Origin of the sequence: Waltera intestinalis, assembly GCF_009695995.1 — a bacterium.
GTDB classification, from domain to species: Bacteria; Bacillota; Clostridia; order Lachnospirales; family Lachnospiraceae; genus Acetatifactor; species Acetatifactor intestinalis.
On the sequence record NZ_VUMU01000004.1, the window covers coordinates 116,651 to 136,598 of the forward strand.

General features: G+C 49.2%; 13 protein-coding genes. 1 reads left to right on the plus strand and 12 read right to left on the minus strand.

Features of this window, described 5'->3' with window-relative positions; translation table 11 throughout:
- Positions 1–391 precede the first annotated feature (391 nt).
- From FYJ59_RS05340 to FYJ59_RS05360, 5 genes are all read right to left on the minus strand, one after another.
- On the minus strand, positions 392–4,189 hold the full coding sequence (locus tag FYJ59_RS05340; protein WP_154495756.1) for a phosphoribosylformylglycinamidine synthase: 3,798 nt from the start codon (positions 4,187–4,189) through the stop codon (positions 392–394).
- A 127-nt stretch (positions 4,190–4,316) separates the two neighbouring features.
- Positions 4,317–5,252, minus strand: coding sequence for a M14 family metallopeptidase (locus tag FYJ59_RS05345; protein ID WP_154495758.1), 936 nt, complete (start codon positions 5,250–5,252; stop codon positions 4,317–4,319).
- A 7-nt stretch (positions 5,253–5,259) separates the two neighbouring features.
- Positions 5,260–6,189 carry a M14 family metallopeptidase gene (locus tag FYJ59_RS05350; protein ID WP_154495760.1) on the minus strand — a complete coding sequence of 310 codons (930 nt, stop codon included), beginning with the start codon at positions 6,187–6,189 and terminating at the stop codon, positions 5,260–5,262.
- A gap of 81 nt (positions 6,190–6,270) precedes the next feature.
- Entirely contained in the window at positions 6,271–6,855 is a 585-nt protein-coding gene (locus FYJ59_RS05355; protein ID WP_022154532.1) for a TetR/AcrR family transcriptional regulator, read from the minus strand.
- Between the two features lie 24 nt (positions 6,856–6,879).
- Positions 6,880–7,353 (minus strand): hypothetical protein, encoded by a 474-nt coding sequence (locus FYJ59_RS05360; protein WP_118546548.1) that lies wholly within the window; start codon positions 7,351–7,353, stop codon positions 6,880–6,882.
- A 188-nt stretch (positions 7,354–7,541) separates the two neighbouring features.
- Here FYJ59_RS05360 and FYJ59_RS05365 point away from each other — a divergent pair, with 188 nt between their 5' ends.
- A complete protein-coding gene (locus FYJ59_RS05365; protein ID WP_154495762.1) occupies positions 7,542–9,824 on the plus strand; it encodes a cyclic nucleotide-binding domain-containing protein in 2,283 nt (760 codons plus the stop codon).
- 8 nt (positions 9,825–9,832) lie between these two features.
- On the opposite strand, the gene FYJ59_RS05370 is transcribed toward FYJ59_RS05365, so the two are convergent.
- The 7 genes from FYJ59_RS05370 to FYJ59_RS05400 form a co-directional block, all read right to left on the minus strand.
- A complete protein-coding gene (locus FYJ59_RS05370) occupies positions 9,833–11,119 on the minus strand; it encodes a sensor histidine kinase (protein WP_154495764.1) in 1,287 nt (428 codons plus the stop codon).
- Entirely contained in the window at positions 11,116–11,823 is a 708-nt protein-coding gene (locus FYJ59_RS05375) for a LytR/AlgR family response regulator transcription factor (protein WP_154495766.1), read from the minus strand. The genes FYJ59_RS05370 and FYJ59_RS05375 overlap by 4 nt, the downstream gene beginning before the upstream one ends.
- Positions 11,824–11,850: 27 nt before the next feature.
- Positions 11,851–13,185 carry a sensor domain-containing diguanylate cyclase gene (locus FYJ59_RS05380; RefSeq protein ID WP_154495767.1) on the minus strand — a complete coding sequence of 445 codons (1,335 nt, stop codon included), beginning with the start codon at positions 13,183–13,185 and terminating at the stop codon, positions 11,851–11,853.
- 33 nt (positions 13,186–13,218) lie between these two features.
- Positions 13,219–14,061: a glycerophosphodiester phosphodiesterase gene (locus FYJ59_RS05385; RefSeq protein WP_205839458.1), complete on the minus strand. Its 843-nt coding sequence runs from the start codon at positions 14,059–14,061 to the stop codon at positions 13,219–13,221.
- A 266-nt stretch (positions 14,062–14,327) separates the two neighbouring features.
- Positions 14,328–17,039: a cation-translocating P-type ATPase gene (locus FYJ59_RS05390; protein ID WP_154495771.1), complete on the minus strand. Its 2,712-nt coding sequence runs from the start codon at positions 17,037–17,039 to the stop codon at positions 14,328–14,330.
- Positions 17,040–17,079: 40 nt separating this feature from the next.
- Positions 17,080–19,107, minus strand: coding sequence for a methyl-accepting chemotaxis protein (locus FYJ59_RS05395; RefSeq protein ID WP_154495773.1), 2,028 nt, complete (start codon positions 19,105–19,107; stop codon positions 17,080–17,082).
- Between the two features lie 225 nt (positions 19,108–19,332).
- Complete coding sequence (locus tag FYJ59_RS05400) at positions 19,333–19,899, minus strand: CAP domain-containing protein (RefSeq protein ID WP_205839459.1); 567 nt, start codon at positions 19,897–19,899, stop codon at positions 19,333–19,335.
- Positions 19,900–19,948 lie beyond the last annotated feature (49 nt).

Here is a 19,948-nt window from a genome sequence, read left to right on the forward strand (position 1 = left end):
AGCGTAGCGGTACATAAGCGGTCACAATACGACCGCTAAGTACCGACGTCTGCTTACGGCACTGCTTATTCTTATACCCAGCCAGAGCTACTGGTTTTTGAAAGCTTTTCAAAACGCAGAACTCCCGGAGCATGCGGTGCCATGTCGAAGATGTTTGTCGGAGGATGTTGATATTTTCTAGAAAAGTGCTGAAAGACAGGGGGAAAGCGGACACGATGTCCGCGTCAGCCGATTGTCGACATGGATGTCGACTGTAGGCGTCCCCGTCATGACGAGAACTACTCATCACTTTTCGTAGAAAATTCACATCCGGAGACCTTACATCAAGACATGTGTATCGCATGCTCCGGGAGTTCGTGGATTTTGCCAATGTATTCAACTAACTCTCAATTTATTTAAAATACTGCACGCCGGACTCGAAGATCTTCATATCCTGCTCACCATAGATATTCATGGCTACCGCAGCATCTCTTCTCTCGGAATGTGCCATCTTACCGAAGCATCTGCCGTCGGGAGAGGTGATACCCTCGATTGCACAGTAAGATCCGTTGATGTTGTACTCCTCATCCATGGATACATTGCCGTTCTGGTCAGCGTACTGGGTAGCAACCTGTCCGTTTGCGAAGAGTTTGTCGATCCATTCCTTCGGTGCTACGAAACGACCCTCACCATGGGATGCGGGGTTACAGTAGGTAGCACCCAGCGTAGCGCCCTGTAACCAGGGAGACTTGTTGGATACAACCTTGGTGTATACCATCTTGGAGATGTGACGGTTGATGGTGTTGAAGGTCAGGGTAGGAGAATCCTCCTTCTGACCGGTGATCTCGCCGTAAGGAACCAGTCCCAGCTTGATCAGTGCCTGGAATCCGTTACAGATTCCCAGTGCCAGACCGTCTCTCTCATTTAACAGCTTCATGACAGCTTCCTTCAGCTTCGCATTCTGGAATGCGGTTGCGAAGAACTTCGCACTTCCGTCAGGCTCATCACCTGCGGAGAAGCCGCCGGGGAACATGATGATCTGCGCCTGTGCGATGGACTTCTCGAATTCCTCTACGGATTCACGGATATCCTCTGCGGTCAGATTGCGGAATACTCTTGTCTCCACATGGGCTCCGGCACGCTCAAATGCCTTGGTGCTGTCGTACTCACAGTTGGTTCCGGGGAATACCGGAATGAATACGGTAGGCTTTGCAACCTTGTGTTTACATACATAAATACTGTCTGCCTTGTAGACATCACTTGCCACTGCCTCGGTACCCTTCACTGCCTTGGTAGGGAATACCTTCTCTAACTTGGAGGTCCAGGAAGCAAGTGCCTCATCCATGGTGATCTTCGCATCACCGTATACGAATGCAGGTTCCTCGGTCACGGTACCGATGACAGTGTAATCCAGTTCCTTCTCATCCAGTGCAGGTAGTTTGTCTGCAGGAATCTCTGCCAGGATATCGCCCAGTCCGTTGTCGAACAAGTCGTCTGTGGTGACCTCATCATCGATCTTCACACCCAGCTTGTTGCCGAATGCCATCTTGGATACAGCTGCTGCCACACCCTTGGAATCCAAAGCATATGCGGATACGATGGTGCCGTTCCCGGTCAGATCGTGAATCTTGCCATATAATTCTGCCACATTCTCATACATGGGAATGTCGAAATCGTCTTTGTCAATGGAGAAGCGCACCAGCTTGTTGCCGGGTGTCTTCAGTTCCGGAGTAACGATATCACCGGATTTTGCCACATCCACTGCAAAAGATACCAGTGTGGGCGGTACATCAATGTCATTGAAGGTACCGGACATACTGTCCTTACCGCCGATGGAGGGCAGGCCAAAACCGATCTGTGCATCGTAAGCACCTAAGAGCGCTGCGAAAGGCTGGCTCCAACGCTCGGGATCACCGGTCATTCTGCGGAAGTACTCCTGGAAAGTGAAACGGATCTTACTGCAATCACCACCGGAAGCCACGATCTTCGCCATGGACTCTGTCACTGCATAGACAGCTCCATGATAAGGGCTCCAGGAGGACAAGTAAGGATCGAAGCCGTAGCTCATCATGGTCACGGTATCGGTCTTGCCTTCCAGTACGGGCAGCTTGGCTACCATGGTCTGGGTCTCGGTCAGCTGATATTTTCCGCCGTAAGGCATCAGTACGCTGCCGGCACCGATGGAGGAGTCAAACATCTCCACCAGACCCTTCTGGGAACATACATTGAGGTCGTTTAACAGTGCCACCCAGGCACCCTTCACGTCGCCCTCTTCCAGCTTCTCGCCTACTGCGGGAACAGCCCATTTATCGAAATAATTCTCTTCTTCAGAAGGAATATCTACTTTTACTTTGGTCTCCTGGTGCGCACCGTTGGTATCTAAGAAAGCTCTCTTCAGGTCTACGATAGGCTTTCCTCTCCAGTTCAGTACCAGTCTCGGCTCCTCGGTAACCACTGCCACGGGAACAGCCTCTAAGTTTTCTTCCTTGGCATAGCCTAAGAAGGTATCCACATCCTTAGGATCTACAACCACTGCCATACGCTCCTGGGACTCAGAGATGGCAAGTTCCGTGCCGTCCAGTCCGGCGTACTTTTTGGGCACCTTGTCCAGATCTACGGTCAGACCGTCTGCCAGCTCACCGATGGCAACGGAGACACCGCCGGCACCGAAATCGTTACATTTCTTAATCAGACGGCTGACTTCCTCACGGCGGAACAGTCTCTGGATCTTACGCTCGGTAGGTGCATTACCTTTTTGTACTTCGGCACCACAGGTCTCGATAGAAGTATCGGTATGTACCTTGGAGGATCCGGTAGCACCGCCGCAGCCGTCACGTCCGGTACGTCCGCCAAGGAGGATGATGATATCACCGGGATCGGAGGTCTCACGGATGACATTTTTGCGGGGAGCAGCGCCCATAACAGCACCGATCTCCATACGCTTTGCCACGTAAGAGGGATGATAGATCTCTTTTACAAATCCGGTAGCCAGACCGATCTGGTTGCCATAAGAGGAATAACCGCTTGCTGCGCCTCTTACCAGCTTCTTCTGGGACAGCTTGCCGTGCAGTGTCTCGGATACGGGAACGGTAGGATCTGCCGCACCGGTGACACGCATCGCCTGATATACATAGCCACGACCGGACAGAGGATCACGGATAGCACCGCCCAAGCAGGTGGCAGCGCCACCGAAAGGCTCGATCTCAGTAGGATGGTTGTGGGTCTCGTTCTTGAAAAATACCAGCCACTCTTCGGTCTCTCTGTGGTCACCGTAATCCATCTCCACGGGAACCACTACGGAGCAGGCATTGATCTCATCGGATTCTTCCATGTCGTCAAGTTTGCCGTCTTTTTTCAGCTTCCGCATTGCCATCAGTGCCAGATCCATGAGGCAGACGAACTTGTCCTCTCTGCCCTTAAAAATTTCTTCTCTGGTATCCAGATAGCTCTGGTAAGTGGTCTCTAAGGGAGAACGATAATAGCCCTCACCAAATTCCACGTCGGTCAGTTCGGTGGAAAAAGTGGTATGACGGCAGTGATCGGACCAATAGGTATCCAGTACACGGATCTCCGTCATGGAAGGATCTCTCTTCTCATCATCGTGGAAATAATTCTGAATATGTTTAAAATCTTTGAATGTCATGGCAAGTCCCAGAGATTCGTACAGAGCCTTTAAGCTGCTCTCATCCATATCTCTGAAGCCATCGAACACGGCAACATCAGCGGGATCATCATACACCGTGATCAGAGTATCCGGCTTCTCCATGTCGGTCTCTCTGGAATCCACAGGGTTGATACAGTAAGATTTGATCTTGGAAAATTCTTCGTCGGACACCTGTCCTTCGATCATATAGGTCACAGCGGTACGGATCACAGGTTCTTCGTCCTCTTTTAAGAACTTCACGCACTGCACTGCGGAATCCGCTCTCTGATCGAACTGTCCGGGAAGGAACTCTACGGAAAATACTCTTGCGTCCGCAGGGATCTCAATCGTCTCCTCATACAGATCATCTACGGGAGGCTCGGAAAATACGGTCTTGCAGGCTCTTGCAAATACCTCATCCGAAATATTCTCCACATCATAGCGGATAAATTCGCGAACCTTCGCCACATCGATGCCCAGATAATTTTTCAGTTCGTCGTGCAGCTCTTTTGCCTTGACAGCATAAGGCTCCTTTTTCTCTACATAGATACGTCTTACGTTGCTCATGTCTCTCCTCCGATAAAGTTTTTAATTAACATGACTCTGAATAGTATCATACCATTATAGCTTTTTTCCCACAATAGCAGAAAACAACAAATTTAGATCGATTTTACCTGCCTTTTTGAGCGGTTCGTCATTCGTGCAGTCTGTGGATCAGCCGATAGGCAATGTCCTTCTCGCTGATCAGTGCCTCCGTATGGGCAAAAAATACAATGCCGTCGGTGGGTGCCAGAATGGTCTCCCGCACAGATCCATCATAAGGATCTATGATCTCTGCCATCTCATTGCCGTAGCGTACATCATCTCCCGCATGTACCTTTCCCCGGAAAATTCCCGCCCGGTTCGTATGTACATCGCTTAAGTCCTTTTCATATAATACATGACTGATATAGCCGGAATGGCTCTCGTACCGGATCAGTCCCATCCGTTTTAAGAATCGTAAGACCGCTGCCACAGCCTGCCTTGCGCTTGCCTCATTGATCTGGCTGTTCTGGTTCGTATAAACGGAAAAAGCTGCCGTCATCTCATCCTGCCAGTTATAATTCAGGGTCTTGGTATCAATGGGCACCGGTTTTCTCACCACCACATAGGGCAGTCCGAACAGATTTGCCAGAGAAGTATTCTGGTATCCCGTCTCCATCATACGCACATGCGGTACAAACTCTCCCGGCCGGTAGAAGGACGTAAACTGGATGCCGTATACGTAATCTTTGATCTCCGTAAGCAGTGCATTGGTCAGCCGGTCAGCCGGTTCCCCATAATCATTGCCCGGAAAACTCCGGTTAATGTCCACTTCCTTAACGCCGAAAAAACGTCTGCTGATGTTCACGGAATAGGCATTAATGGTTGGGATCACCAGAATCTGTTTCCCGGCACTGATGCAGCCGTTATTCTCCAACTCCCGCAGTGTCTTCACCAGCTGGGAGCAGATATACATCTGCTGGATCTCATTACCTCTGGCTGCTCCCACGATGCATGCCGACTTTTCCCCCTTGCCGAACTGGAAGCCCTTTATATGCATATCTTCTCTGTAAGTCGAATGTATGGTATAAATATCTCTTTCAAACATAATTTTCTCACTCCGTCAGGATTCTCGCCAGCAGGTCTCCTTCATAGACCACCGGATATGCCCGCAGTGTAAACAGAAGTCCTCCTCGTTCGGTACGGATCTGCTGTTTTACCGTGCCCTCAAACGGGTCCACTACCTCCCCGATCAGATCTCCCTTTTTCACATAATGGTTGTGCTCGATCAACGGCAGGAACACACCGTCCACCGCGCTGCGGATAAATTCCACTTCGCCGTCACTGGATACCGCAGGCTCCTGTACTACAGGTTCCGGTCCCTCCCAGATGCCCATTTCACTCATGATGTGAAAAATTCCGTCCACGATCTGATTGCCGAAGGATCTGTGGATATCATGCCCCTGCCCCATTTCCAGTACCAGTGTGGGAACACCCAGCAGATTCAGGGAATGCGCCAGGGTGGATTCGTGCACCGTGGCGGTAGCATTCATCCAGATCATATCGGCGTTGGTCATTTTCGCATAGGGAAGCAGGGCCTCGGCGAAATCCTCGCTGAGTCGTACCTGTGGGATCTCACGCACGAAAATATCACTGGCATGCAGATCCATGCAGATATCCGATCCAATAATGGAATCCACCACTGCTGCAGTGATCCGCTCCATCATGTCCCCCGAAGCATCTCCCGGGAACATGCGGTTCATGTCCATCTCCAGTCTCAGCACCGTGCGGCTCGCCATATCGATCCCTAACGGATTCAATGCCGGATAGATGTCCACGATCCCCTTCAGATATTCCGGATGCTCCTTTACTCTTCTCGCCGTCTCATAACAGATATACTGCCCTTCCAGTTCATCTCCGTGGATACCGGAGACCAGGCTGATCCGGCGGCACTGTTTCGTCTCCTGCTCCGGACAGATCCGGTTCCTGCGGATTGCCAAATGCCCTCCTGCCGGAAGTTCCATACTGATGATCGATTCTATCATAGCTCACCTCTCTGCTTACCTTCCTTTACAGTGAAAATGCTCCAGGAAATCTTCCCTGAAGCATCATCAAACGTTGTCTGCTTATTCTTCCACACCTAATCCACGTAACAGATACAGGATCTCACGATCCACTGCCTCCGCTGTCACACCGATGGTCTGCGCCGAGATCTTCAGTCCTTCCAGGACAAACATGATATTTCTCGCGGTTCCTTCACAGTCCTCACACAAAAATTCACCGTTGTCCACTCCGGCTTCGATCAATTTCTCTATGATCTTCACTGCGGAATCAAACTGCTTCTTCAGAATGTTATCCCGCTTGGGCAGATCGTTTTCAAAATAAAATTCATAGGTTGCCTGTGTCAGCGTATTTTTTTTGCGGAGAAGCTCCTTTTTCTGCTCCTTTAAAAACAGAAGAAGAATATCTGCTGCGGTAGCATCCTCCGTAATGCTGTCGGAAAACACATCATCCGCCTCTTCACTCTCCATGCGTAGCACTTCCATAAAAATCTGACTTGTACTCTCAAAATACAGATAAAGACCTCCGCGGCTGATATCGCAGGCTTCCACAATATCCTTCATTGTTACTTTTTTAAAGCCCTTCTCCATAAAGACATCTCTGGCTTTTTCTACAATGTACCGCTTTTTCTGTACTGATTTTTCTCCCATGAACCTTGTCCTGCCTTTCCCCACTCAGATCTTACCGTTTGCCGGTGATTTATCCCAAAATTCTATAATTTCCTGCATCTGTCTGATGACCAGGTAGAAAATCTGCTCCGATACCGCTTCACTCCACAGATTCCCCTTGGTCCTGCCGCCTAAAACATACTTCGACAGAATGCCTCTTAAGATGTCCCATTCTTTCCAGCCGGCTTTTTGAATCATATTCCGTTCGTCCTGATGGGTACGGATCCGATGTCTGGTATATATATACGCATAATTGCGATCCATCAGAGGACTCTTCCCGGCTTCCCGCACGAAATTCAAAAGCGTTCCGTCATATACCGGGAATGACACAGAATTGACTCCGATATCCTGACCGCTGTACAGCGAACTGGCTTTTTTGCCGGCGCTCTGTTCCAGCCACGGCAGATAGGGAAGTAACGGTCTCACCGCCTGCTTATATGATTCCAGCAATTGTTCTCTGTATTCACTGCTCTGTTCCATAACCCCAACATACCTTTCCGTACACCGTTTTCTACTGAAAACATCACTTTTTTCTTCGGTCGATATAAAAGTGACACATATGTATTTTTATTTTATCACATTTCTATCAAAAGTACAGTAGAAAATTGTTGGTCTTATGGTGTATAATTGATTATCATGAGGTTTCCGAATGAAGAAGAGGTACTGGAATGGCTGGAATTGTATTAGAGAAAGGTAAAACTATATATAGCTATGGGCAGCCAATGACGGCACTGCACCTGATCACAAACGGCAGGGTGGATGTCTCCTATCCGGGCGGTTCTTATCCGCTGGGCAAGGGAGATGTCATCGGCATCTGTGAGATCTGCTCCGAGATCCATCTGCTCAGTTACACCACTCTGGAGGATACCACGATCCTGACCTATCCTTTGACCAGTCTGGATTCCCTGAACGATATTCTGCAAAAGCATCCGGATGTAGCCAGACTTTTTTTATTGTCCTGTTTTCGACAGATCAATATTCTGTTAAACCGTAGCTCGATCTCTGAGTTAAACTGCAGTGAGCTCTACCGCACCCTGATCGATGATATCTCCACCTATAAATCCCTGTGTGACCGCTATCGCATACCGGCACGTTCTCTGGAGCATTTTGATGAACTCAATGCTTTTCTGGGAGACGATTCACCGGATATCTGGCTGAATGGGTATTACATGGGTTTAAACCACATCCTGGCCTCCGACAATTACCGCATCATGGTTCAGGAAGCGGATCTTCCCATCGGCATGCTCCGCAAGGGAAGTCTGGATTTCCGGCGCACCTATCAGAGTCTGGAGGAGCAGTTCCACTATCTGCAGCAGATCGGTGGATTTTACTTCCGGGAATCCGGCAATGACCTTTTTGATTTTTACACCTCGCTGTATTACAAGCTCGGGCAGGATAACGAAGACAGTAAAGTAGTGTACGATCGTATTCAGCGGATGCTGTCCAAGGCCGGAGATCTCTCTTTCATAGATCAGAATCTGTTCACCTCCAGAGCCCAGAGTTTCCAGAGCAGTCTGAGCCTTATGGGATCGGCAGACTCCGCGGATTCCGGTTCTTCAGATGATTCCGAGATTCTCGGCAGGCTGGCAGGTTCTCTGAATACGATTTTGGAATATGCCGGTCCCGATCTGGATACTGTGGCCAGTTTCCGTCAACATGTGCATGCTTACAAGCTGCTCTCCGACCGCAGTTCGCAGGACCAGGAGGTCACACTGCTTCGCCGGCAGCTGACCGAGGAATTCTATCTGCTGTATTCTCTTCTGTTCACACAGACACTGGAGCAGCCGGATATTCCCATGCCGGTACGGATGTTTTTATATTTCGGCTATGTGGATGAAGAGCTGGCAGGTCTGAAAAATGCTGTGATCCTGTATCGTCTGGCAGAAGCCATGACCGATCACAGTACCGCCGGCGTCTACACATTTTACGACTGGCTGATGGCGATCTTCCGCGGGCAGAAGTCTCCCAGCCGGAACGAATTCGATCAGGATTATTCCGACTATATCCATAAGCAGAAAGTGGGCGGCAACATTACCGATGCTGAGCTGAGAGCCCTGGAGAACAACGCCATGGCAAAGGTCAATTACGAGCTTAAAAATATGTTCCCGCAGGTCAACAAGATCACCTTCGGACGGATCACTACCTTCTGTCCGCTGTTCTGCGCAGACGATGTACTGAAAGATCTGGAAAGCTCCTATGTCACTGTATCCCGTGTGTCACAGATCCTCGAAGAGATCCGTCTGGTGGATTACACTGCTTTCTACCGGGAAAGTCTGGACATGGCGCATTTGGATGTCATGGGCAAGGAAACGATACATTTAGAATATCTGCCGGATATCGTCCTCATGCCGAATGTCGGCATCCGCGGAGTCATGTGGCAGGAAATTGAAGGAAAGCGCCGCAACAGTCCGGGGCGTATGGTATTCTCCATTTTCCATCTCGAAGATCTGAAGACTACCTTCACGCATCTCACTGGTGAATTCCGTTGGGAGCTGTGCAAGAGAGTACAGGGCAACCGCTGGAACGATGTCTCCGTCAGATCCATGACCAGCGAATATTTCGATTATATTCAGTTCTATCGCAAGAATCATGATCTGAGCACTGAAGCTAAGGAAAAAATCAAATCCAGCCTGCAGCGTGCGAAGAACAGTTTTAAAGAAATGTTTGTAAGAGATTATATGATATGGGTTCTCTTCGAGGGAGCCGGATCTCCCAGGCTGAATAAAGTAGCCCGGCAGATCATGTTCACCTACTGTCCGTTCCCGGAAGAGATCTGTTCCACTTTGGCACAGAATCCGATCTACAGCGAGCTTCTGGACCGTCGTAAGATCAAGATGGCACAGGGACTGCATCATTTAGATGTATTGACGCGTAAGCTGCAAAACAGCAACATTCCCATTCCCGAGACCGTGGAGCAGGAACGCTATTATATCAGCGGCGCTAAAAAATAATAAATGCTTCAAAAATTTTCAACGGTAATATCCACCCGGAAGCTTCCTTCACCGGGCTGTACATCGATCTGTCCGTGATTGCGTTCCACCAGGTCATGCAGAATCTCCAGTCCATAGCCTTTTCTCCCCGGCCTTCCGAGAAGCTTTTTTGCTCTGCTGTTCTCCACGCAGATATGCAGATAGTCCCCTTTTACTGCCGCCTTTACGGACAGAAACGCTTCTTCTCTCTCCGTCATTTCCGCTGCTGCCACAGCATTTCTGGTCAGGTTTGACAGTATACTGCAGATTGCCACCGGATCCAGCTTCAGCTTTTGAGGAATCTCCAGATCGTATTTAAAGGCAATCCTTTTCTCCCGGCAGGCCTTCTCGGTCTCCCCCATGATGGCATTGAATACAGGGTCACCGCAATAGAGGTATTCCGTCGTAGCCGCCACCGTATCGGTCAATGTCTCCAGCATTTTTTCCGCCTTCTCATATTCCCCCTGATGCAACAGCTCCTGTAGCACCATCTGCTGGTTGCGCATGTCATGCCGGATCTTGGCGAATTCTTCCCGCCTGTTTTCAATCTCATGATAGTGATTCTCGGCAATTTCCCAGGTACTCTGTACCTCGCTGAGGCGAAGTTTCAACTCCTGCAGCTGTTGCTGGCGAAGCAGGGTATACAACAGCACACCGTCTGCAACGGAGCCCAGGATTGCTGCTGCCAGTATCCACCCGGTATACAGCGTCATATTCCGGAATGCCTGCTCATTGATCGCAGTGATCATAAGCAACTGGCTGACAGGAAATACGCTGAACACAATAATAATACTGACGTCAAATGATTCTTTTTCGACAATTTTCTTCCATACGACCAGAAAAATCAGAAAAAATATGGCTGTCACTGTCAATACTACCGATAACAGCAATACCATTGTCGGTGTATAGTAAGACAATTGTGGCTTTTGCTCCATATACTTGTTCAAAATACCGATACTGAGCATTTCCGCCAGCATAGCTGTCAGATATTCGCATAGCATAAACAGCACTTTCTGGCCTATCGTTCCTTTCAGAAATACAGCTGCATATGCTACGGTGACGATACCGACCGCTATCATGGTGCCATAACGAACAAGCACATTATCGTTAAACAAAAATTTCAGTGCAGCTGCCGGCAGCTGTGCTGCCATCAGGCCCAGAATGATGCCTGCCTGTCTGACACTATCCCTGCGCGGTTCAAACGCATAAGCAACCACCATGCAGTCCAGCCACAGATACGCGATCCACAACAGGATACACATTATATAGCATATCATAGCATTGCCCTCATATAACGAAAATATTTATCTCTGGAAGCACTGTATCTGGTCTTGCTGACAGGAAGCACGGTCCCGTCCTGCAGTGTAACCTCCTTCATCTCAATCCTGCGGATATACTGCATATTCACCAAAAAGCTTTTATGTACCCGCAGAAAATCCTTGTGCAGCTTTTTCTCATAGACATCCAGCTTTTCATATAAAGAGACTTCTCCGGAAATTGTATGTATCAACAGCTGATGCGCATTGCTCTCTATATACCGGATCTGACTGTTGGCAATTTTCTCCGTGATCCCTCCATGCTGCAGGATCAGTGCCTCGCTACTGAATATTTTTTCTCTGACTTTGTCCAAAAGCTTTTCCAGATTTTCCTTTTTGACCGGTTTTACAAGAAAACCGCAGAGATTGACCTTCTCCCAGAAGATTTTCTCAGAAAATTTGTCATTATATGCCGTCACAAAAATAAACCGGGTCTGTGGACTGCGTGCGTTATATTGCGCTGCATACGCTATCCCATCCTGCTCATTGCCTTCCCATTCAATATCCATCAATACAAGATCATATGTCGTGCCGTTTTCCAGCGCTTCCGACAACTGTGACAGTTCCTGATAATATTCTATTCTGCTGATTCCGGGATATTCGGCAAGTAACCGTTTTATACTATCCAGACAATTTTTGTCATCATCACATACCGCTATTTTCATCCGGTTCTCCTATGATTATATGTGGAATTACTGTCTTCTACGGTTCAATCCGCTCTGCCTATAATATTCCGCCTTGTCCTGATACATTCGTCTCTCCGGTTCTGTCAGGAGATGATCAAATCCGACTGCCCCCAGCGTATTCACTGCGGCACCGACCGCCATGGTGACATGCTCCCGGTCCAGTTCTGCCCGAAGCTCCTCTACTTCACGGTACAGCTCTCCCTCCTCCATGCCTCTGCACAGAGCTACGAGTTCATCTCCGCCGATGCGGAACAGTTCGAATTCCTTCAAGGTTCCCTTCAGGCAGTCACAAGCTCTGAGGATCAATTGATCTCCTTTCGAATGTCCTTCTTCATCATTGACACGCTTCAGACCGGTAACATCACAATATACCACACCGATCTTCGTCTGAGGAAGAATCCCCGACACATATTTTTCCATGGCATAACGGTTCCCAAATCCGGTCAGCGGATCCGTATAGCTCATGATCTCCAGTTTTCTCACAAGATTACGTCGTCTTATGGAAGATACAATAAAATGTCCCATGATCTGTAGGATCTCCGATGCAAAATCGATATATTTTGCCGGAGGGTTATCCACTCCATAGAAGCCGATCACTTTTTCATCATCATATAATGGTACGACTACTAATGAATGAATATTCTGTCTCGACAGTACTTCATACATCTCGGGATCTGTATCCTGGATCTCGCCCAGGTTCTCTGTCACAATATTCTGATACCCCGCAAACTTCTGATACCACTGGTCACAAACCTCCGGAGGCAGATCCTGCAGATTATCCTTTTCCGGTGTCACACCTTTTGCCGCCCACTCATATGTATTATCATCATGACCATGATCATTTTTTTCAAAAATATAGGTACGGTCTGCCTCCATTGTTTTTCCGAGAAGCTCCAGCAATACCTCCAAAGTCTGATTCGGAGTTTCCTGTCTGAGTGCAACACGGATCGCCTGATTCATTGCTGCTTCCATTTTATGGTAATCCATAGAAGTTTCCCTGTCCCCGGAATGTCCACAGTCAATGGCGATCTCCAGACGCAGCATTCTGCCTTCGTCTTCCACCAGGGTATCCTTGATGCGGAAATCCGTCTTTACCACTGGATTGTAATATTCCCATTCCTTAAAATAGCCGGGTCTGAGCTGCTCATTATTGCAGATACTGCAGGGTGCAGAATTTCCCTGTAATACCTCATAGCACTTTAACCCGACAATCTCTTCCTTACTCCGAAACCCATAACTCTTCAGAGCCTTTTGATTCATATATACTAATTGATTCGTCTCCGGATCCGATACATACACATACTCATCCAGATTTTCAAAAAATTCCCATATTTTTCCCATGTCTAACCTCTTTCATCCCCTATACCTAATGATTTAGTATACACTTTTAAACGCTTTTCGACAAGCATTTTCTCTTAAAAATGTCTGCAACAAGCGCACATCATCCGTGACAACGCCATCCGCTCCGCTATTCACGATCTGCCGCATGGCCCAGGAGGTGTTAGCGGTCCAGCCATATACGGATTTTCCTTCGTAATGGATGGCTTCCACCATGTCTGTTGTAAGATTCTTCCCTTCAATGCTATAACTGTCCGCATACTCCAGATCATAGTCATCCTCTCCCAGATCATGGGCAATATATACCGTGGAGATGTCCGGTTCCAGTTCCTTTACTCTCTGCAGGATTCCCTTATTCATGGATCCTATGATGCATTCGTCCACCATATCATACTCCTGAAGCAGTGCAAGAACACTCTCTTCCAGCTCCTGTTCCTGCCCGGTGTATTTTAATTCGATCATCAATGTGATCCGCTCCCCGGCACAGGCAAGCATCTCTTCCAGTGTCGGGATCTGTTCTCCTCGGTATGCTGCAGAAAATGTACTTCCCACTTCCAGTGTAGAAAGCACGTCTGCCTCTGTATCCCACACACAGACATCCTCGCCCGCAGTACGCTTGAAATTGCTGTCATGCATCACGATCAGTGTCCCGTCGGATAACTGCTGTACATCGATCTCGGCGATGGGGGCTCCGTCCCGGATGGCCTGCTCCAGTGCCGCGAGCGTATTCTCCGGGGCTACCTTAGCCCCTGCTCGGTGAGCCACCACGATCATGGGAGTGTCTATACCGGCTGCCAACACCTGCGGCAGCACACCATAGGTCAGAAAATAAACGAACAGAAGCATTACAATTGCTGTTTTCCGGATTGTTTTCATCATTTTGCCCTCCCACGATAGTTTATGATCACTTTTATTGTAACAATTGACCATAAACTCCATGCGAGGATTTTGTTAATTTTTTGTAAATATTACGACTATTCAGAGCCATGTAACTTCAGGTACGGTATTCGGCGGATGCTCGCATACGCAAGAATACCTGCCTGAAGTTATAGGGCGAAGTAACGATAATGAGCAAAAAGAAAGCTTCGCAGAAGCGCTTTTGCGAATTAGCGTTCTGAATAGTCGGTAAGCCCGGATAAGCATTTTTAATTCCGAAATACCACTATCACCTCATGGGCAAACAGGGGAAATGCTGCCAGTACACTTAACAGGAGCCACTCCTGTCCCGACAGATGCGACGTGCCGAAAGCCCGGATGAGAAATGGAATCTCCGTCACGGCAAACTGCAGGATGAAACCGATGATACATGCTGCCACCATCAGCAGATTATCCCGGGGGCTCATGGCAAATACGGACTTCTGTACATCACGCATGCCGATGGCATGATATAGCTGGCACATTCCCAGCACAGTAAATGCATAGGTCTGCGATTTTGCCAGTATCTGTTCCCTGGACATCAGTTCCCTGAAGCGTTCTACCCAGGTAAACGGATTGCCCACAAGCTCCCCTTCCGCCGCCAGGATCCCGCAGGGAAGCACCAGAAATGCCGCCAGTCCGATCACGGTGATCAATGCTCCATAGAACAACGTACATGCTATTCCTCCTCTGGCAAACAGGCTCTCCGATGCTTTTCTGGGCGGGCAGCGCATCAGGCTTTTGCTGTCATTTTTATCCACTCCCAACGCCAGTGCCGGAAGGGAATCCGTGATCAGATTGATCCAAAGAATATGGCTGGATTTTAATGGAGATGCCAGCCCCATTGCCACCGCCACAAACATGGTCATCAGTTCTCCCAAGTTGGACGATAGCAGAAAAATCACCGATTTCCGGATATTCTCATAGACACCTCTGCCTTCCTCGATGGCTTTTTCAATGGTGGCAAAATTATCATCTGCAAGGATCATATCCGCTGCCTGTTTGGCGACATCCACTCCGGTTCCCATAGCGACACCAATGTCCGCCGCTTTTAAGGAGGGGGCATCATTGACCCCGTCACCGGTCATCGCCACGATCTCCCCATTTAGCTGTAGCCCTTTCACGATCCGCACCTTCTGTGCAGGCGTGACTCTTGCATAGACTCTTAAGTCCTTAATTCTCTTTAAAAAAGAAGTGTCATCCAGCCGTTCCAGTTCTCTGCCCGTAATACACTGGCTGCGGTGTCCCGCGATCCCCAGCTGTCTGGCAATGGCATAGGCAGTATCCACATGATCTCCCGTGATCATCACCGTGGTCACCCCCGCATGACGGAAGATCTCCACGGCTTCCCCAGCCTCCGGTCTGGCAGGATCCCGCATTCCCACGATACCAAGGAACGTCATTCCCTCTTCCCCACCTCTGCACTCTTCACTCTGTGCCGCTGCCAGTGTCCGAAGAGAGAGGGAATTCATCCGTTCCACAGCCTCACCTATCCGCTTCCGCTGCGTGGAGGTCATGGGAATGCTCCTTCCTTCCTGTAAAATATGGGTACAGTGCTGCAGGATCACATCCGGAGCCCCTTTTGTATAGGCAATCACTCTCCCGGATCTGCCACCGGGAAGCCTATGACAGGTCGTCATCATTTTCCGCTCGGAATCAAAGGGGATCTCATCAAAGCGGGGATACTGCCGCTCCAGCCGCTCTCTCTGCAAACCGTATTTCGCCCCAAAGTCTAAAAGTGCCAGCTCCGTGGGATCTCCGATGCGCTGCTCTCCCCGCAGCGAAGCATCATTGCACAAAAGCATCCCTCTCAACAGCTCCGGCAGAATGCGGTGTTCCCCTCTGCCACCTGTCCCCGTGACATCCTCCATCACGTCGTACCACCAGCATTTCTCCACAGTGAGTCGGTTCTGGGTAAGTGTTCCTGTCTTATCCGAACAGACCACACTGACCGCTCCCAGTGTCTCCACCGAAGGAAGTCTTCGAATGATGGTGTGCACTTTGACCATTTTGGTCACTGACAGGGCCAGGCAGATCGTGACTACTGCCGGCAGCCCTTCCGGTACTGCGGCAACCGCAAGTGAGATTGCTACCAGAAGCATCTCCGGAATATTTCTATGTTGAAATGCCGCCAGCAAAAACAGTCCGGCGCACAACCCCAGAGAGAGAATACTCAATAGCTTCCCCAGATCTCCCAGCCGCTTCTGTAATGGTGTCATCTCATCTTCCGTATCCGTAATCATGGAAGCGATCCTGCCGATCTCCGTATCCATGCCGGTGGCCACCACCAGCCCTTCCCCATGACCGTTCGTCACCACTGTGGACATATAGACCATATTGACCCGTTCGGTTAACGGGATCTCTTGCCTGCAGTCTGCCAGGAACAGGGCATCTTTCTCCACCGGGACGGATTCTCCGGTGAGTGCGGATTCTTCCACCTGGAGGTTCGCACTTCTGGTCAGTCTGATATCCGCCGGAACCCGTGCCCCTGCCTCCAGCTCCACCAGATCTCCCGTCACCAGTTCCGCCGCGGGGATCTCTCTTCGGATGCCGTCGCGGATCACGATCGTCCGGGGAGTGGTAAGTTTTCTTAACGCTTCCAGTGCTTTTCGAGCTTTTCCCTCCTGGAGCATTCCCACTAGCGCATTTACCAGGACCACCGTACCGATGATCAAGGCATCGCTGACTTCTCCCAGGAGAATGGATACCACCGCTGCAATCAATAATATGTAGATCAGCGGATCCTTCAACTGCTCCAGAAAAAGCTGTATCTTTGTCTTTTTCCGCGCAACTCTCATCTCGTTCCTGCCATTTTGCCGTAAACGACGAAAGGCCTCACCTTCGGTAAGACCTTTCACTGTGTCACTATTTAGTTTACTTATGGTTTCCTGTATATTCTGCTTCTCGAACACGGCTGCTCTCCAATGCTTGTTTCTATGCATTGTATGCGGAAATGTCCGGCTTGATGATAACCGTCACCGATTATTTCTCGCTTCTTAACCGGAAAGCATCTGTCAGTTCGTTCATGTTGGTCGCCTGAGCAGACAGTTCTTCACTGGTAGCGGAAGTCTCCTCTGCGGTAGCGGAGTTGTTCTGTACCACCGTAGATATCTGCTCGATGCCCTGTTCGATCTGGGCCATGGCATCTGCCTGTGCATTGGATTCTTCCATGGCTTTCTTGGACTCGTTCGCCAGATCCTCAATACCTTCCACCACTTTCTGCAAAGCTTCCGCCGTTTTATCCGTGATCTGATTTCCTTTTTCGATCTCCTGCAACGAGGTTTCGATTAGTTCCCTGGTATGTACCGCGGACTGTGCACTGTCATCCGCAAGCTTCCGGATCTGTTCAGCCACCACGGCGAAACCTCTTCCGGCTTCCCCCGCTCGGGCAGCTTCAATTGCTGCATTCAGGGACAACAGGTTCGTCTGGGATGCGATATCCTCGATCTCACCGATAATATCACTGATTTGCTTGGAAGTCTCATTGATCCGCTGCATGGCATCGGTCAGTCCCTTCATCTCTTCTCCACTGGTTCTGGCCTGTTGCTGATATTCCATTGCCTTCTCATAAGATGCTCCGAGAGCCTTGGCATTTTTCTCCACGATCTCAGTGACGTTCGTAATGGTCGCCTGCAGTTCCTCCACGGAACCGGCCTGGTCTGTAGCACCCTCTGCCAGTCCCTGTGCGGCATCCGCCATCTGACCCGCGCCGGCAGACACCTGGCTTACCGCATTTTTAATCTCACCCAGTGTCTCACTGAGCTTATGATTCAGCTTATGGATAGACTCCAGTAATCCGCTGAAATCTCCTATGTAGGCTTCCCTGCAATTACTTACGATTGCAAAATTGCCCTCAGACATTTCTCCCAACAGATAGTCCGTATCACCGATTACTTGCTGCAAATTATCGGAAAGGCTGGCGGTCGCCTCCGCAAGTATCTGCAGCTCATCGCCGGTCTCTACCTTCGGTGCCGGAGTATGCAGATCTCCCTGTGCTAACAGCTGTATTCTGTCTGTGCACTGTGCCACCGGCTCCCCGATACGCTGTCCGATCTGTTTTGCCTTGTAAATGCTGTATGCCACTGCGATCACACCGATCGCAGAACCTATGATAATGCCTATTACAATGGAACCCAGGAAATCCGTAACCGGTGCATCTACAGCCACCATCCAGCCGTTAGTACCATCAATCGGGGCATACGCCTGTAATGTATACGCACCTTTTCTGAAATAGGTTCCGTATCCTGTCTCACCCTTAAGCATCTGTTGTTCTATTTTAGCAATTCCCTTCAGTGAGCTGTCTGTCTGTGACAATTCAATATTATTTTTCTGCTCCTGGGCAATGGCGGAATCACTATGTGCGATCGTAGTACCCGTAGACCCCAGCAGGTAGCATCCGGAATGCTCACTGATAGAAATGGCTGCGCAAATATCATTTAAGAACTCCGAATCCGGTACTACGAATACCACGCCGATGATCTCACCATCTTTATCTCCGCCTTCATAGACGGGTGCAGATATGATCACACTGAGTTTTCCGTCTGTCTTGGCAATTACGGGATCCGATACCACCACTTCTCCCTGCATGGACCGTTTAAAATACTCACGATCACTATAATCCGTTCCGTCAGCGGCACAGATACCATTACTTCCGATCAGCTTCCCCCTGACCATTCCATAAGCTTCCACGCGCTGATTAATATACTCCTGCTTCTGTGCCGGTGTAAATACAGCCGCGGAAAGCTGATAGCTGCATCCCAGCTCAGATACGATCGTCTCCGATACCGTTAATTCCTGACGGATCCGGTCCGCTGACAGCTTTGCAATCTCCTGCATATCAGCTTTCAGTCTGCTCAGGGTACCTGACAGATTCATGATCATAGACACAATGACCAATGATACGATCGATAGCAATACCAGTTGCCGGATTGCCTTCTGCAGCCGCTCGCGGATCGTGGTCTTACCATTGGTCTGACGCTTTTGTCCCTTCTGTGTAGTTTTTTCACTCATAATGTACCTCTTTTCTCCGGTGAGATGTCTCTCCACCTTCTCAAGCCGGCATTTTTCTGCAATGCTGCTAACACTACTGCTGTATCACCATTATAACATTTTCCGAACCTTTTTACTACCTTATGAGTGCAAAGAAAGAGTTAATATTTCAAAAAATATCAACTCTTCCCCTGTTTTGTCTGTTTATTTATATTTTTCTGTCCTGTTAGGCAGAAACTTTTTGGATCAATAACCAAATTCTTGTGCAAAATACAGTTTTCCACCTGTCTCATAGACAGCAATGCTGCAGGTCGTAAAATCGCCTGCCAGGATATTCGCTGCATGGGTGGGAGAAGCCATCCAGGCATCTACCACGCTCTGTGCGGAATCATATCCCTTCGCCAGGTTCTCACCCCACATCAGTTCACTGTTCACGGTATACCAGTCTCTGCCGTTCGGTCTGGTATGAGAGAATCTGGAAGCAGCTTCCTGTGCTCTTACCATAGCGCAGGACTCCAGTCCGTTGCTCCAGGTAAGCTCCGCAAGTCCATTCTCTGCTCTCTTCGCATTCACCAGTGCCAGTGCATCGGTTGCCATGGTGCGAAGTTCATTTGCACGTGCAATCTCTGCTTCGCTCATGCCGGCTCTCTGTACAGATCCTGCCAGCGCCACCGCCTCTTCATCGAACCATACGGTTCCGTCACTGTCCGCCGGATCACGACTGACAGAGGACAGATCTGCATTCCTGCCGCAGCCTGCCAGGCTAAGCATCATGATTACTGTCAGAATCAGACTCATCCATCTTTTTTTCATTTGTTTACCCTCTTTCATGAATTTTATGGTAAATATATGTCATTACTGT